The sequence below is a fragment of the Phenylobacterium sp. genome (assembly GCF_020253645.1).
In the GTDB taxonomy this organism is placed as follows: domain Bacteria; phylum Pseudomonadota; class Alphaproteobacteria; order Caulobacterales; family Caulobacteraceae; genus Phenylobacterium.
In genome coordinates, this window is the sequence record NZ_JADCBG010000024.1 from 1 (window position 1) to 12,648 (window position 12,648).

Annotated in this window: 18 protein-coding genes; 2 read left to right on the top strand and 16 right to left on the bottom strand. The window is 67.6% G+C overall.

The features are described from left to right. The first annotated feature begins 435 nt into the window (after positions 1-435). Both INE98_RS01580 and INE98_RS01585 read left to right on the top strand, forming a co-directional pair. Entirely contained in the window at positions 436-1,716 is a 1,281-nt protein-coding gene (locus tag INE98_RS01580; RefSeq protein ID WP_293536014.1) for a nucleoside transporter C-terminal domain-containing protein, read from the top strand. Between the two features lie 22 nt (positions 1,717-1,738). Beyond that, a complete protein-coding gene (locus tag INE98_RS01585) occupies positions 1,739-2,356 on the top strand; it encodes a glutathione S-transferase family protein (protein ID WP_293536015.1) in 618 nt (205 codons plus the stop codon). A gap of 4 nt (positions 2,357-2,360) precedes the next feature. Here INE98_RS01585 and INE98_RS01590 read toward each other — a convergent pair whose 3' ends face one another. From INE98_RS01590 to INE98_RS01660, 16 genes are all read right to left on the bottom strand, one after another. Beyond that, positions 2,361-2,657 carry an addiction module antidote protein gene (locus INE98_RS01590; RefSeq protein WP_293536016.1) on the bottom strand — a complete coding sequence of 99 codons (297 nt, stop codon included), beginning with the start codon at positions 2,655-2,657 and terminating at the stop codon, positions 2,361-2,363. Further along, the gene (locus tag INE98_RS01595; protein WP_367120154.1) at positions 2,654-2,980 is read right to left on the bottom strand and encodes a type II toxin-antitoxin system RelE/ParE family toxin; all 327 of its coding nucleotides are present in this window, start codon (positions 2,978-2,980) and stop codon (positions 2,654-2,656) included. The genes INE98_RS01590 and INE98_RS01595 overlap by 4 nt, the downstream gene beginning before the upstream one ends. A 31-nt stretch (positions 2,981-3,011) precedes the next feature. After that, entirely contained in the window at positions 3,012-3,167 is a 156-nt protein-coding gene (locus INE98_RS01600; protein WP_293536017.1) for a hypothetical protein, read from the bottom strand. Positions 3,168-3,501: 334 nt separating this feature from the next. Then, positions 3,502-3,906, bottom strand: coding sequence for a VOC family protein (locus tag INE98_RS01605; RefSeq protein ID WP_293515089.1), 405 nt, complete (start codon positions 3,904-3,906; stop codon positions 3,502-3,504). 71 nt (positions 3,907-3,977) lie between these two features. Continuing rightward, positions 3,978-4,991: an MsnO8 family LLM class oxidoreductase gene (locus INE98_RS01610; RefSeq protein ID WP_293536018.1), complete on the bottom strand. Its 1,014-nt coding sequence runs from the start codon at positions 4,989-4,991 to the stop codon at positions 3,978-3,980. Further along, positions 4,988-5,413 (bottom strand): PaaI family thioesterase, encoded by a 426-nt coding sequence (locus INE98_RS01615; RefSeq protein WP_367120155.1) that lies wholly within the window; start codon positions 5,411-5,413, stop codon positions 4,988-4,990. The genes INE98_RS01610 and INE98_RS01615 overlap by 4 nt, the downstream gene beginning before the upstream one ends. Next, positions 5,364-5,531 (bottom strand): hypothetical protein, encoded by a 168-nt coding sequence (locus INE98_RS14510; RefSeq protein ID WP_367120156.1) that lies wholly within the window; start codon positions 5,529-5,531, stop codon positions 5,364-5,366. The genes INE98_RS01615 and INE98_RS14510 overlap by 50 nt, the downstream gene beginning before the upstream one ends. A gap of 50 nt (positions 5,532-5,581) precedes the next feature. Then, the gene (locus tag INE98_RS01620) at positions 5,582-5,803 is read right to left on the bottom strand and encodes an antitoxin (protein WP_293536020.1); all 222 of its coding nucleotides are present in this window, start codon (positions 5,801-5,803) and stop codon (positions 5,582-5,584) included. A gap of 304 nt (positions 5,804-6,107) precedes the next feature. Then, positions 6,108-6,557, bottom strand: a complete 450-nt coding sequence (locus INE98_RS01625) for a type II toxin-antitoxin system PemK/MazF family toxin (RefSeq protein ID WP_293536021.1) — start codon at positions 6,555-6,557, stop codon at positions 6,108-6,110. A 10-nt stretch (positions 6,558-6,567) separates the two neighbouring features. Continuing rightward, entirely contained in the window at positions 6,568-6,837 is a 270-nt protein-coding gene (locus tag INE98_RS01630; RefSeq protein ID WP_293536022.1) for a type II toxin-antitoxin system Phd/YefM family antitoxin, read from the bottom strand. A 288-nt stretch (positions 6,838-7,125) separates the two neighbouring features. Then, on the bottom strand, positions 7,126-7,311 hold the full coding sequence (locus INE98_RS01635) for a hypothetical protein (RefSeq protein ID WP_293536023.1): 186 nt from the start codon (positions 7,309-7,311) through the stop codon (positions 7,126-7,128). After that, the gene (locus tag INE98_RS01640) at positions 7,308-7,988 is read right to left on the bottom strand and encodes a hypothetical protein (protein ID WP_293536024.1); all 681 of its coding nucleotides are present in this window, start codon (positions 7,986-7,988) and stop codon (positions 7,308-7,310) included. Before INE98_RS01640 ends, INE98_RS01635 begins: the two co-directional genes overlap by 4 nt. Beyond that, a complete protein-coding gene (locus tag INE98_RS01645) occupies positions 7,989-9,182 on the bottom strand; it encodes a DUF262 domain-containing protein (protein ID WP_293536025.1) in 1,194 nt (397 codons plus the stop codon). A 267-nt stretch (positions 9,183-9,449) separates the two neighbouring features. Next, positions 9,450-10,670: a cytochrome P450 gene (locus tag INE98_RS01650; RefSeq protein ID WP_293536026.1), complete on the bottom strand. Its 1,221-nt coding sequence runs from the start codon at positions 10,668-10,670 to the stop codon at positions 9,450-9,452. Positions 10,671-10,677: 7 nt separating this feature from the next. Beyond that, complete coding sequence (locus INE98_RS01655) at positions 10,678-11,538, bottom strand: enoyl-CoA hydratase-related protein (protein WP_293536027.1); 861 nt, start codon at positions 11,536-11,538, stop codon at positions 10,678-10,680. Positions 11,539-11,630: 92 nt separating this feature from the next. Beyond that, the coding region (locus INE98_RS01660) for a hypothetical protein (RefSeq protein WP_293536028.1) at positions 11,631-12,648 on the bottom strand (1,018 nt) is incomplete at its 5' end.

Below are 12,648 nucleotides of genomic sequence, written 5' to 3' on the forward strand. Positions count from 1 at the left end.
CGGCCCGCTGCGCGGTCCACCTCCCCCTCAGGAGGGGGAGGAATTGGAGCGGCGAATTGCTCCCCATCAGGGGGAGCTCCGGACGAAGTCCGGTGAGGGGGTGCAACGGCGCTTCCGCAAACCCCCTCCGGCCCGCTACGCGGTCCACCTCCCCCTGGAAGGTGGAGGAATTGGAGCGCTCAATTGCTCCCCATCAGGGGGAGCTCCCGGCGAAGCCGGGTGAGGGGGTGCAACGGCGCTTCCGCAAACCCCCTCCGGCCCGCTGCGCGGTCCACCTCCCCCTCAAGAGGGGGAGGAATTTCAGCCTCTTAATTGCTCCCCATCAGGGGGAGCTCCCGGCGAAGCCGGGTGAGGGGGTCAACGAAGTCGCAGCTGGGAGGTTGCGCCGCGGCCTTTCCGGCGTTCAACTGCACTCTGAACCGGGGAGACCAGCTCATGTTCCGCATCGAGAACGCCCAGAGCCTCCTTGGGCTGGTCGTCATCATGGGCCTGTGCTGGGCGCTCTCCGAAAACCGGCGCGTCTTTCCCTGGCGGCTGGCGGCTGGCGCCCTCCTGATCCAGCTCCTCCTGGTTCTAGGCCTCTTCGGTCTGCCACCCCTGCGCGCCGTGGTGGCCGCCCTCGGCCAGGGGGTCGAGGCCCTCGCCGCCGCCACCCAGACCGGCGTGGCCTTCGTCTTCGGCTTCCTTGCAGGCGGGGAGGGCCAACCCTACGATGTCGCCAACCCCGGCGCCCTCTTTGTCTTCGCCTTCCGCGTCCTGCCGGTCATCCTGGTGGTCTGCGCCCTGGCCGCCCTGCTCTGGCACTGGGGCATCCTCAAGGCGGTGACCCGAGCCTTTGGCCTTGTCTTCGAGAAGACCATGGGCCTGCGCGGCCCGCCGGCCCTGGCTGTGGGCGCCACCATCTTCATGGGCCAGGTCGAGGGGCCCATATTCATCCGCAGCTACCTGGCGCGCCTCAGCCGATCCGAGCTCTTCATGCTCATCACCGTGGGCATGAGCTGCGTGGCCGGCTCCACCATGGTGGCCTACGCCACGGTGCTGAAGGACGTCCTGCCCAACGCCGCCGCGCACATCATCACCGCCTCCGTGATCTCGGCGCCCGCCGGCGTCCTGCTCGCCCGGATTCTCGTCCCCCGCGATATCGCCGCCGAGCAGTCGGAGCCTCTGGAGACGGGCCCGGACAAGGCCTATGAAAGCAGCATCGACGCGGTGAGCCGGGGCGTCTCCGACGGCCTGCAGATCGCCCTCAACATCGGCGCCACCCTGATTGTCTTCGTGGCGCTGGCCGCCATCGTGAACGGCCTGCTCGGCCTGTTGCCCGATATCGCCGGAGCCCCGCTGACACTCGAGCGCATCCTTGGCGTGATCTTCGCCCCTCTGGTCTGGCTGATCGGCGTCCCGGCCCATGACGCCCAGCTCGCGGGCGCCCTTCTCGGGGTCAAGCTGGTGCTGACCGAGTTCACGGCCTTCATCCAGCTGGGCGCCACGCCGGTCGACGCCATCGACCCGCGCACCCGGGTGCTGATGGCCTATGCCCTCTGCGGCTTCGCCAACATCGCCTCGGTGGGCATGAACGTGGCGGGTTACTCCGTCCTGGTGCCCGAGCGCAGGTCCGAGGTCATCGGCATGGTCTGGAAGGCCATGTTCGCCGGCTTCCTCGCCACCTGCCTGTCCGCGTCCATCGTCGGACTCCTGCCGCGCGAACTCTTCCACTGACCCGCCCAAACAGGGATCTTCCATGAAGCTCTACGACACGCCCCTCGCCCCCAATCCCCGCCGCGTGCGCTGGTTCATGGCCGAGAAGGGGATCGAGGACATCGAGATCGTCCGGGTCAATATCATGGAGGGCGATCACAAGACGCCCGACTTCCTGAAGCGCTTCGGCCTCGCCAACCTCCCGGCCCTGGAGCTGGACGACGGGACGTGCCTCACCGAGAGCCTCGCCATCTGCCGCTACCTCGAGAGCCGCTACCCGCAGGGGAACCTGTTCGGCGCCACCCCCGAGGAGACCGCCCTCATCGAGATGTGGACGCGCCGCGGCGAACTCCTGGTCGCCTGGCCCCTCATGCTGGCCGTCCGCCACACCCATCCGGCCCTGGCCCGGCTGGAGACCCAGGACCCCGCCGTCGCCGAGGCCAACCGCACGGCCGGCCTGCGCGGCCTGAAGATCCTCGACCGCCAGCTGCAGGACCACGAATGGCTGGCGGGCGAGCGCCTCACCATCGCCGACATCGTCGCCTTCATCGGCATCGACTTCACCCGGATGATCAAGCTGGAGATCCCGCAGGAACTGTCCGGCGTCACCCGCTGGATGGCCGCGATGCGCGCCCGCCCGGCGGCGACGGTGGCGGTCTAGGGGGTCACGCCTCCGTCGGCGCCACAGTCAACCGGACGCCAAAGGCCTTCAGCAGGCCCACTACGGTCTCGAAGGTCGGATTTCCGCCTTCGCCGAGGGCCTTGTAAAGCCCCGATCGGCTGAGGCCGGCCTTCTGCGCCAGTTCGCCCATGCCCCGGGCCCGGGCCACATGCGCCAGCGCTCTGCGGATTTCCGCCAGGTCGCCGTCCTCGAAGACCGCCGCCAGGTAGTCCGCCACGGCGGCGTCCTCCTGCAAGTGCTCGGCGATGTCCCAGGCAGTGGTCGCGGTAGGATCGGTCATGTGTCCCTCGCCATCTGGAGTGCGCGGCGGATGTCGGTCCGTTGGGAGGACTTGTCGCCTCCGCAGAGGAGAAGGATCAGGGTCTTGCCCCTCTGAATGAAATAGACCCGGTATCCCGGGCCCTGGTGGATACGCATCTCGAAGACACCCTCGCCAATGGGCGCAACATCCCCGAGATTGCCAGCCTCGGCCCGGTCAATCCGCCGGATGATCTGGGTCCGGGCCCTCAGGTCGCGTAGCCGAATCAGCCAGTCCCGGAAGGTTGGGGTCTGCCGGACTTCGAACATATGTCCACTATAGTAGACATATAGTATCAGGGTCAAGGCGTGCAAGATCGGGCGTGACGGCACCCTCTCACCCCGCCCGGATCGGCTCCAGCGACCGCACCCGGCTCTCCAGGTCCGGCGCCACGGCCCTGACGAACAGCTCGTCCGCCCCGGTCGCCTCGGCCTTCTGCGCCAGGCCCCGGCGCACGGTTTCCGGGTCGCCGACGATGGCCCGGGCCAGCACGGCGGGCAGGCGGGGTCGTCGCCGCGGGCCTCCAGGAAGGCGAGGGCGTCCTCGATGCGGGAAAAGCGCAGCCTTACTGCAGCTCCCCTTGGCTATCCGAAAGGTTCAAGGCGCCTACATCCTCCGACGACGCCCATGGGGGCCTGGCCAGGCATCTTGAAGTCGACGGGTATCCGAACCGAACCGAAGCGGCGACGGCCTTGCCCCCGGACGTGGTCGGAAGGAACTCGGAAATCTTCGCAAATCTCAACGCCGCCTCACCGAACCCGTGACACGCAGGGGTTTCGGAGCGGACCTCAAAGGGGCCGGGCGTCGACCTTGCAGGCCCAGGGGTTCAGGTCAGGTCTGTGAAGGGGTTGTGGGCCACCTCCCAGAGGTGTCCGTCCGGGTCGGCGAAATAGCCGGAATAGCCGCCCCAGAAAGTCTTCTGCGGCGCCTTCTGCGCATGGCCTCCGGCCGCAATGGCCTTTGCGAAGACGGCGTCAACCTCCGTTTCAGACCCGACATTGTGGGCCAGGGCAAAACCCGCGGGGGCGCGTCCATCGTCCTCTATGCCGGCGTCGGCGGCGAGCTGATCGCGCGGAAAGAGGGCCAGCCAGGTCCCCTCCAGGCGAAACATGCAAAAGTCCTCGCCCTCGGCGTGGTTGTGTGCCTCGAACCCCAGACCCTGGCTGTAGAAGGCGAAGGCGCGGTCAAAGTCCCGGACGCCCAGAGTGATCAGGCTGATCTTCGGCTTCATGGTGCACCCATAGAGGTGGCGACTGCGGGCTTCTGAGAGCAGGTTACTGGCTCAGTGCAGGCCCGTCTACGTCACCCCGCCCGGATCAGCTCCAGCGACCGCACCCGGCTCTCCAGGTCCGGCCCTACGGCCATGACGAACAGCTCGTCCGCCCCGGTCGCCTCGGCCTTGGCCTCCAGGCCGCGGCGCACGGTCTCAGGGTCGCCGACGATGGCGCGGGCCTTCACGCCGGCCAGGCGGGGGTCGTCACGGCGGGCCTCCAGGAAGGCGAGGGCGTCCTCGATGCGGGGAAAGCGCGGGCGCTCTCCGTCGGCGCCGGGACCGTCCAGGCCGGCCAGGGCGCTCGCCCGCATGGGGGCGGCGAGGCGCTCGGCGGCCTCGGTCGTCTCCGCGGCCAGGGCGATGGTGGCCACCGCCGCCCAGCCCGCCTGCCGGAAGGCCGAGGGGGAGAAGGCGGCGCGGTAGGCGCTCACCGCCGGGCCGCCGTCCGTGCGGGCGATGAACTCGGCGAAGACCATGCCCACCCCGGCTCGGCCGGCGAAGTCGGCGGTCTCGGGCGAGGAGCAGAGCAGGAAGAGGTCCGGGTGCGAGGGCCCCGAGGGCGAGGCGTGGATGCCCCGGGCCGGATGGGCCTCGGTGATCGGCTCCACCCCGCCGGCGTCCAGCAGCCAGGCGTTGAGCAGGGCGAAGTACTGCGGGAAGGCCTCCGACCCCGCTGAGCGCAGGGCCCCGCCGGTCCGTCCGTCCGTCCCCAGGGCCCGGCCGACCCCCAGGTCGATCCGCCCCGGCGCCAGGGCCTCCAGGGCCATGAAGACCTCCGCCACCTTCAGGGGCGAGTAGTTGACCAGCATGACCCCGCCCGAGCCCAGGCGGATGGTCTTCGTGGCCTGGGTCAGGGCGGCCATCAGGATCTCGGGCGAGGCCGAGGCCAGGCTGCGCATGTTGTGGTGCTCGGCCACCCAGAACCGGTCATAGCCCAGCCGCTCGGCCGCCTGGGCCACGGCGATCGTCTCGCGCATGGCCTGCGCCTGCGTGCCCTCGCCACCGACCGGCGACAGGTCCAGGACGGAGAGCCGCGCCTTCACCCGCGCTGGCCGGTCTTCTTGATGACGGCGGAGAAGGAAAACACCGTCTGGCCCTCCACGGTCATCAGGCCGCGCAGGAAGATGAGGCTCCGCCCGCCCTTCACCACCTCGCCCCGGCACTCCAGAAGGGCGCCCGGCGGCACGGCGCCCACGAAGTCGGCGTTGAGGGAGGCGGTGACGCTGGAGGACTCCCGCAGGTGCTCGCGGGCGAAGATGAAGATGGCGTAGTCGGCGAAGGTCATCAGGGCCCCGCCATGCATGAAGCCGCCGCCGTTCATGTGCTTGGCCTCGGTGCGCACGGCGCAGACCGGCGCCCCGGACTCGTCTATCCGGTAGTGGAAGGGCCCCGCATGGTCCTCGAAGGGCTCTCCCTCATAGACCGTCCAGCCCGCCCAGGGGCCGTCCTCGAGGGTCCGGTGCACGAATGTCGGATAGCCGGTATCGCCGTCGCCCATGGAACACCTCCCCGCGCCGCCCCCGACCGCCGGTGGGCCTGCGGGTAGCCTTTGCCAAACCCCGGGCCCGGGCGCCAGAGCCCATCTCGCTGGCCAGGCGGGCCCCGTTGTCGGGCCGGCGCCTCAAGCCAGACTCTAGCCTTCCCGATCCTCATGCGGCAGGGGATCATTGAACCGGTCGTCCAGGGCGATCCGGCCCTTGAAGGCGCCGAACTGCCGACGACCAGGCGGCGCGATCGGAGACAGCCGCACGACAGGTACCTTGTCGCGCAGGATCACCACCTCCTCGCCGGCCACGGCTTCGGCGATCAGGCGCGAAAGGTGCGTCTTGGCGTCATGCTCGGAGTATTGGGCCATGAAGCTCTCCTGGGCGGAGGATGTGACGAACCTTCAGGACCTTCAAGACGGTCCCCTTACGACATCCCGCGCAGAGAAAACGGCGGCCTTCGGGAGGAAGGGCCGCCGTTGCGAAGCCGCAAAGGTCAAATCGGGGATGGAGAGACAGGTGCGGCGACCGGTCCCGGCCCGGGGGGCTGGGGGGGCGTTCAGGGACCGGAACCAGGTCCAGCCGCCGACAGTGCCAATCTGGCGGGCGGATGTGGCCGGCGCGGGTCCGGATTAAGGCCCTTTCGGGGCTTTTCGGGTCCGCGCCCCGCCCACGTCAGGCGTCCGGTCCGCCCCGCGGCGTCAGCACCGGGCCGCCGCGCTGGGCGACCGCAAGGACCCTGGCCCTCAGGTCCTGGACCAGGGAGGCGGGGAGGTAGCCGAAGGCGACCGCGTCGGCGCCCCTCCGGATGGGCCTCAGGTCGAACCCCGGCCAGACGAACTGGTTGAGGTCGGTCGCCAGCACCCAGGATCGCTCCCCGTCCAGGCCCAGGCGCAATTGCGTTGGACCGGGCAGTTCGATCGCGTCCGCCTCCCGTTCCGGGGCCGGCGGCGTGTGGGTGATGGGGGCGACGGTGACCAGGATTCCACCCTCCCGCGCCTGCCCGACAAGGAGGATCACGCAGGGCCGGTCCTTGCGACCCTCTTCCCGCCCCGCCCGGGCCTCCTCGCGCCAGAGGTAGGCATACCGGATGACGAGCCCCACCCTGGGTTCGGGAAGGTTCACGCAGGCGCGCTCAGCGATCCGGACCGTACTCGTGATCGTGCGCGGCGGCTTCCTCGGCGACGCCGGCCGCCTCCAGGGCCTCGACTTCGGCGGCGCTCAGCTCCCACGGGTGCAGGGCCCTCCGCTCCAGGGTCTTCAGCCGGTGGAACTCCGTCGCCGACAGCAGGACCAGGCTCTCCCGCCCGTGGTGGGTGATGATCACCGGTTCGGCCAGCGCCCGGTCCCTGTAGAGCCCGAAGGCCCGCTGCAACTCGGCGGAGGTCACGGTGGTCTCGCTCATGTCCGGGGCTCCACTGAAGGAAACACTGAATATGCAGATTTTAAAGATTATCTGGATTTTGTCACGGTGATGCCCGCGCGAAAAAAATCAGCGGCCTTCCGCAGGGAGGGCCGTCGTTGCGAAATCGCAAGGTCAAACAGGAATGGCTACAAGTGCGGCGGCCGGTCCCGGCCCGGGGGGGGCTGGGGGGGCGATTCAGGGTCCGGACCAGGTCCGACCGCCGACGGTCTGAAACTGACGGCCGTCTGTGGCGGGGTCGGGTTCGGATTAAGGCCATTCCGGGGCTTTTTAGCCCCGACGCGGCCACGCCCGGAACTTCACCGGCATGGTCCGCGGCCCGGAGATAAAATTGCTGGCCAGCCATTCGGGCGGGGCGGTGCGCTCCACCTCTTCCATCCGCGAGAGCACCTCCACCAGCATGGCGTCGATCTCGATGCGGGCGATGTGCAGGCCCAGGCAGACGTATCGTTTCACAATGGGGGGGCGGATGGCGCTCTGCACGCAGCGTGTAGGCGGTCGAACTCATCGTCGATCACCTTCAAATCCTTAAGTATGTTGACCAAGTTTGTGTACTCACTCTTGGGGTCAACAGCCTTTTGAACGTGGCTCTTCCCGCTGGTATGGGCAACCAATCCGCGTTCTTCACCGAATGTGCTCATCATCTGAAGGAAAAGCTGGTCGCACTTCGACATATCGAAACCGATAGGGATCAGAAGTGACATTATATTCTTTTCCTTAACCCCGTGATTTTGCTGTCTGATCCGATGATGAAAATCCGATACGCACCTTGAGAAACGGTGATCTATAGCTGTTTTGTGTTCCCAGGTCTTTTGCTTGTTTTGATCAGTCGTAAAAAGGGTGTCAGGCGGAAGGTCTACAGCACGGCCGCTGAAGCCGATTAGATGGAAGGTGACCACGGAGACGAACCGTTGCGTCTCCCACGCCTGCAGTGCGGTCGTCGCAACTTCAAGTACTCGGTCCTCAAGGTAGGTCTCGACTTCCGCATGGGCGAGGACGCGGAAAGAGAGGGCGCGGGTCGTGACCCGCAATGGGTCTTTGTAGGTGCCTGTGGGCTCGAACCGTGACGGTAGGAGGAGTCTTCTTAACTCTTGGATACGGTTCTTGAGATCATGGAAGCGGCCAGATGGCATCTAGCGAAAGCCATCAAACTCAATGCGCGCGCTCCCGGCCTCCTTCTCAACGAGCGCGGGGACATTGAAAGGTTGTCGGATTGCCGTACGCAGGGCCGACCCCCATCCGACGAGCCGCTCAAAGGTATGCGGTATCCCCGCTGTGTCGCTTTCGATTGCCTCCGCAAAGGCTGGGTCAGCCAACTTTTGGGAATAGATGTCTTGGACCGCCGCGCTGTTGGCCAGCATCGCATCTCGAATGCCGCCGTCAGCCGCATAGAACAAGAGAGCGTCAAAAATGGCTCGGTTGACCGAGCGAGAGCCGCTCTTACGCGCCAAATTCTCGTCGCCAAAGACCTCAAGTAGCGCGTCCACCGCGTCGTTGAACTGTAGAATGTCCTGCTCGACCGAGGGCTTCACCGCATCCCATTCGGAGTTGAGCTTGCTGCAGGCGTTATCCAGGAAATCCTTCATCCGGCCCGTGTAGGTCGAGAGGAACCGCCGGAACGCGAGGTAACGTACCAAAAGCTCAACATCGCGCATCCGAGGGTCGGGTGCCGAGCGTCCTAGCAATCTCTGCACCTGGGCAGATTTCTGCGCAGTGTCATCGATAAAGTCGGAGAAGGGGCCAGGGACCATAGCTTGACGGAGTTCCTGGGGAGATAGCTTCAGGCTGCCGGTATTGAGACGGAGAAACACCGTGTGCAGAAAGTTGGTGTTTGGCCAGTTCCTGATGACCACCGTGCGTATGGTGTTGTTCAAAAAGGCGTTGAGGTCGTCGCGCCTCGCGGGGTCCTTCTCAAGCTGCGCGAAGGTCTTGCGGCTCAAGTCAGTGCGTACCTCTAGTCCTGACAATCCGAAGCCGTTATTGGGACCCGTCGCTTTACCTGTGAACTGGAGGAGAGCCAGAAGACGCTGCTTTCCATCGAGAACGATGAACTGACCCCGAAACCCTTTCTTCTCCGCCAGCACAATCTGCGGGATCGGAAAGCCCAAGATGGCGCTCTCGATGAATCTGCCCTTGCCTGCAGATGACCAAGCATCCCGGCGTTGGAAGCGTGGATTCATCTCTATGTTTCCGTTAGTCAGCTGGGATATGACGGTCTGCACCGTCCAGTCCGAGGTGTAGAGGACTGCCTCTGAGAAGGAGGCGGTCTCGGCGGGGTCGAGGACTGCATCCTCTTCATCGACAAACTCAAGGTCGGGGTCAGCCATCTAGGTACTCGTTTCCTAATCCGCGCGTTGCCATAAGCGCAAATGGACTTCGCGAACACAGCAATAGCGACTTTCGCACGAGCTTCACAGTCGTGATCTGCTCCCTACCACTTTCTCATTCATTGTGAGAGCCCTCGGGTTTGAAAGTTGATTGGTTACGTCGGCCGTGTAGGCGGCCAGCGAAAAGGTGCGCCAGCGACCTGGGTCATCTGGTCTCGCGGACTACGAACCTTTCGAGCAGCTTGTATCGTGCGCTTCTCCTCTGTTTCAGTTCCCGCCCACCCGCCGCCCCGCCCGGAACCTGACCGGCATGGTCCGCGGCCCCGAGATGAAGTTGCTGGCCAGCCATTCGGGCGGCGTTATGCGCTCCACCTCTTCCATCCGGGAGAGCACCTCCACCAGCATGGCGTCGATCTCGATGCGGGCGATGTGCTGGCCCAGGCACACGTGCGGGCCGTTGCCGAAGGCGATGTGCTCGTTCTGCGCCCGGGCCAGGTCCAGCTGGTCCGCGCGGTCGAACCGGGTCGGGTCGCGGTTGGCCGCGCCGAAGTACATGACCACCTTGTCGCCCTGGCGGATCGTCTTGCCCCCCAGCTGGGCGTCGGCCTTCGCCGTGCGGCGCATGTAGATCACCGGGGTGGTCCAGCGCAGCAGCTCCTCCCGGGCGGCGGGCAGGCGGCCGGGCAGGTCGGCCCTCAGCCAGGCCAGCTGGTCGGGATGGTCCAGCATGGCGTTCAGCCCGCTGGCCAGCAGGTTGCGGGTGGTGTCGCCGCCGGCGTCGATCAGCAGGAGGAAGAAGAGCAGGAACTCCATGTCCTCCAGCCGCCGGCCGTCGACCTCGCAGGCCAGCAGGCGCGAGGCCAGGTCGTCGCCGGGCCGGGCGCGCTTCTCGGCCATCAGCTTCGAGCCGTACTCGAACATCTTCATCACCGCCTGGGCGCCGGCGCCGGGGGCCTGGGCCTCCGGGGCGGTGTGGATCACCTCGGTCAGCTTGTAGAGCTCGCGCCCGTCCTCCAGCGGCAGGCCCAGGAGCTCGGCGATCACGTAGGAGGGCATCTCGCCCGCCACCTCGGCCACGAAGTCGCACTCGCCCTTCTCGATCACCGCATCGACGATCTGCCGGGCCAGGGCCTGGATCCGCGCCTCGCGCATCTTCGCGGTCGGCAGGGTGAACTCCGAGCGGATGAGTTTGCGAAAGCCGGTATGGTCCGGCGGGTCCATCATCAGCATCATCTTGTAGGGCCCGAAGGCCGCCGACTCCTCCGCCGGGTCGGGGATCATGATGGTCGGCTCGGAGGAATAGGTCTCGAACCCCCGGTCCACGGCGCGCACGTCCGCGTAACGGGTGACCGCCCAGAACCCCCGGCCGCCGGGCTCCTCGTGCCAGTGGACGGGGTCGTTCTCCCGCAGCCAGTCGTACTGGGCGTGGGGGTGGCCGGCGGCGAAGCTGGCGGGGCTGAGGAGGTCGATCTTGGCGTCGGGCTTCATGTCGGGGTCAGTCCTTCCACCAGGGATACTGGGGCGGCATGTCGCTGGAGACCCTGCCGGGGAAGTCGGGGCTACGCTTCTCCAGGAAGGCCGCGACGCCCTCGCGCACGTCGGGGCCGGCGCCCAGGGTCATGGCCATGGCGCCGTCCACCTTCAGGGCGCCCCAGGGGTCGGGCTCGCCGCTGAAGCGCCACAGCATCTGCCGGGTCAGGGCCACGGAGACCGGGGCGGTGGTCTCGGCGATCTCCCGGGCCATCTCCCGGGCGCGGTCCATCAGGGCCTCGGGCTCCACCACCTCGGCGACCAGGCCGCCGGCCCTGGCCTCCTCGGCGGGGATCAGGGCGCCGGAGAGGCACCAGCGCAGGGCGGTGGGCAGGCCCACCAGCCGGGGCAGGAACCAGGCGCTGCCGGCCTCGGGCACCAGGCCCCGCCGGGCGAAGACAAAGCCGATCCGGGCGCCCTTCGCCGCGATGCGGATGTCCATGGGCAGGGTCAGGGTCGCGCCCACCCCCACCGCCGCGCCGTTCAGGGCTGCGATGATGGGCTTGCGGCAGTTGAAGATGGCGCCGACAAAGCCGCCGCCCGAGCGCCGCCGCGCCGTTGTCCCGGAATCGCCGAAGGCCACCGAGCCTTCAGCCTTGGAATCGAACGCCCCGGCGCCGGAGGAGATGTCCGCCCCGGCGCAGAAGGCCCGGCCGGCGCCGGTGACAATGATCACCCGCACACTGTCGTCCTCGTCGGCGCGCACGAAGGCGTCCTCGATCTCCAGGCCCATGGTCGCCGTGTAGGCGTTCAGCTTGTCGGGACGGTTGAGGGTCAGGGTCAGGACGGGGCCGTCCTGTTCCCAGAGCAGGGTCTCGTAGGTCATGCGTCCTCCCCGGGGGGTCTAACCCCTAAGTCTTGCCCGCAATTGATGCGGGCTCACCCCCAGTCAATCAAGGGGGGGCAGGCAAGGGGAAGTCAGGCCTCGCCGAGGGCCTTCAGGATGGCGGCCTGGAAGCGGGGGAGGAGGCGCTCCACCAAGGCGGGGTCCAGGCAGCGGGCGTCGTCCAGGATCGTGTGGTGGAAGCGGTGGGCCCCGAACACGCCAAAGGCGGCGGGGTAGCCGGCCTTCAGGATCTCGGCAAGCTCGCCCGCGGCGGCCGGGCCGGCGGGGAGGGGGGCTTCCAGCCCGGCCTCGCCCGCGAAGCTTTCCTTCAGGATCTCAACGAGATGGGCTGATCCCATCAGCACCCTCGCAGGGTCCGGCCGGTCCAGGGGCTCAAGGCCCTGAGGCGTCTCCTTCCAGTCCCGGGCGGCGATCCCGGCGCCCAGGTGGACCCACAGGGCGGTCCGCTCCGGGTCCGGCGCCTCCCGGTGCAGGAAGGCCTCGGCGCCCAGGTTCTCGTACTCGTGCCCGCTGGCCGTGATGACGACGATATCGTGATTTTTCAGGCGCTTGGCCATCCAGGGCAGCAGGGCCAGCCAGAGGGCGACGCCTGGCCCGCGCTCGCCGGCGCAGGTGAACCAGCCCGAGCGCGGGGTGGACAGGACCACCGTCCTGCCCTTGCCGCGGTCGATCCGCCCGATGAGGTTGAAGGCGGGACGCTGGCCGGCCTCGCCGTCGATCACCAGCCGCGCCGTCTGGCCCTCCCGGGCGGCGGCCAGCACCGGCCCGGCGTCCTTGGGCGCCAGGATGAGGGTCGGAACGCCGAAGGGCGGCGCCCCGGCCGGCGCATTCAGGGCGATGGCCTCGCCGGTCGGGCCGTTCGTGACGAGGATGAGGCCGGCGGCGCCGGAGGCCCGGACCCGGTCCGGGAGGTCCCGGAGCTCGGCCTGGCGGACGCTCGACCAGCGTCGCGCGGGCAGGTCCAGGACCACCAGGGCGCCCCCCGAGGGGACTTCTGCGATACGCGCCGTCCTGTGCCTTGAGGTGCATTGAGGCGAGGTTTTCTGGCCCTGCCGGGGTGTTTTGAGGGGTTTCGGCGGGATCGGGACG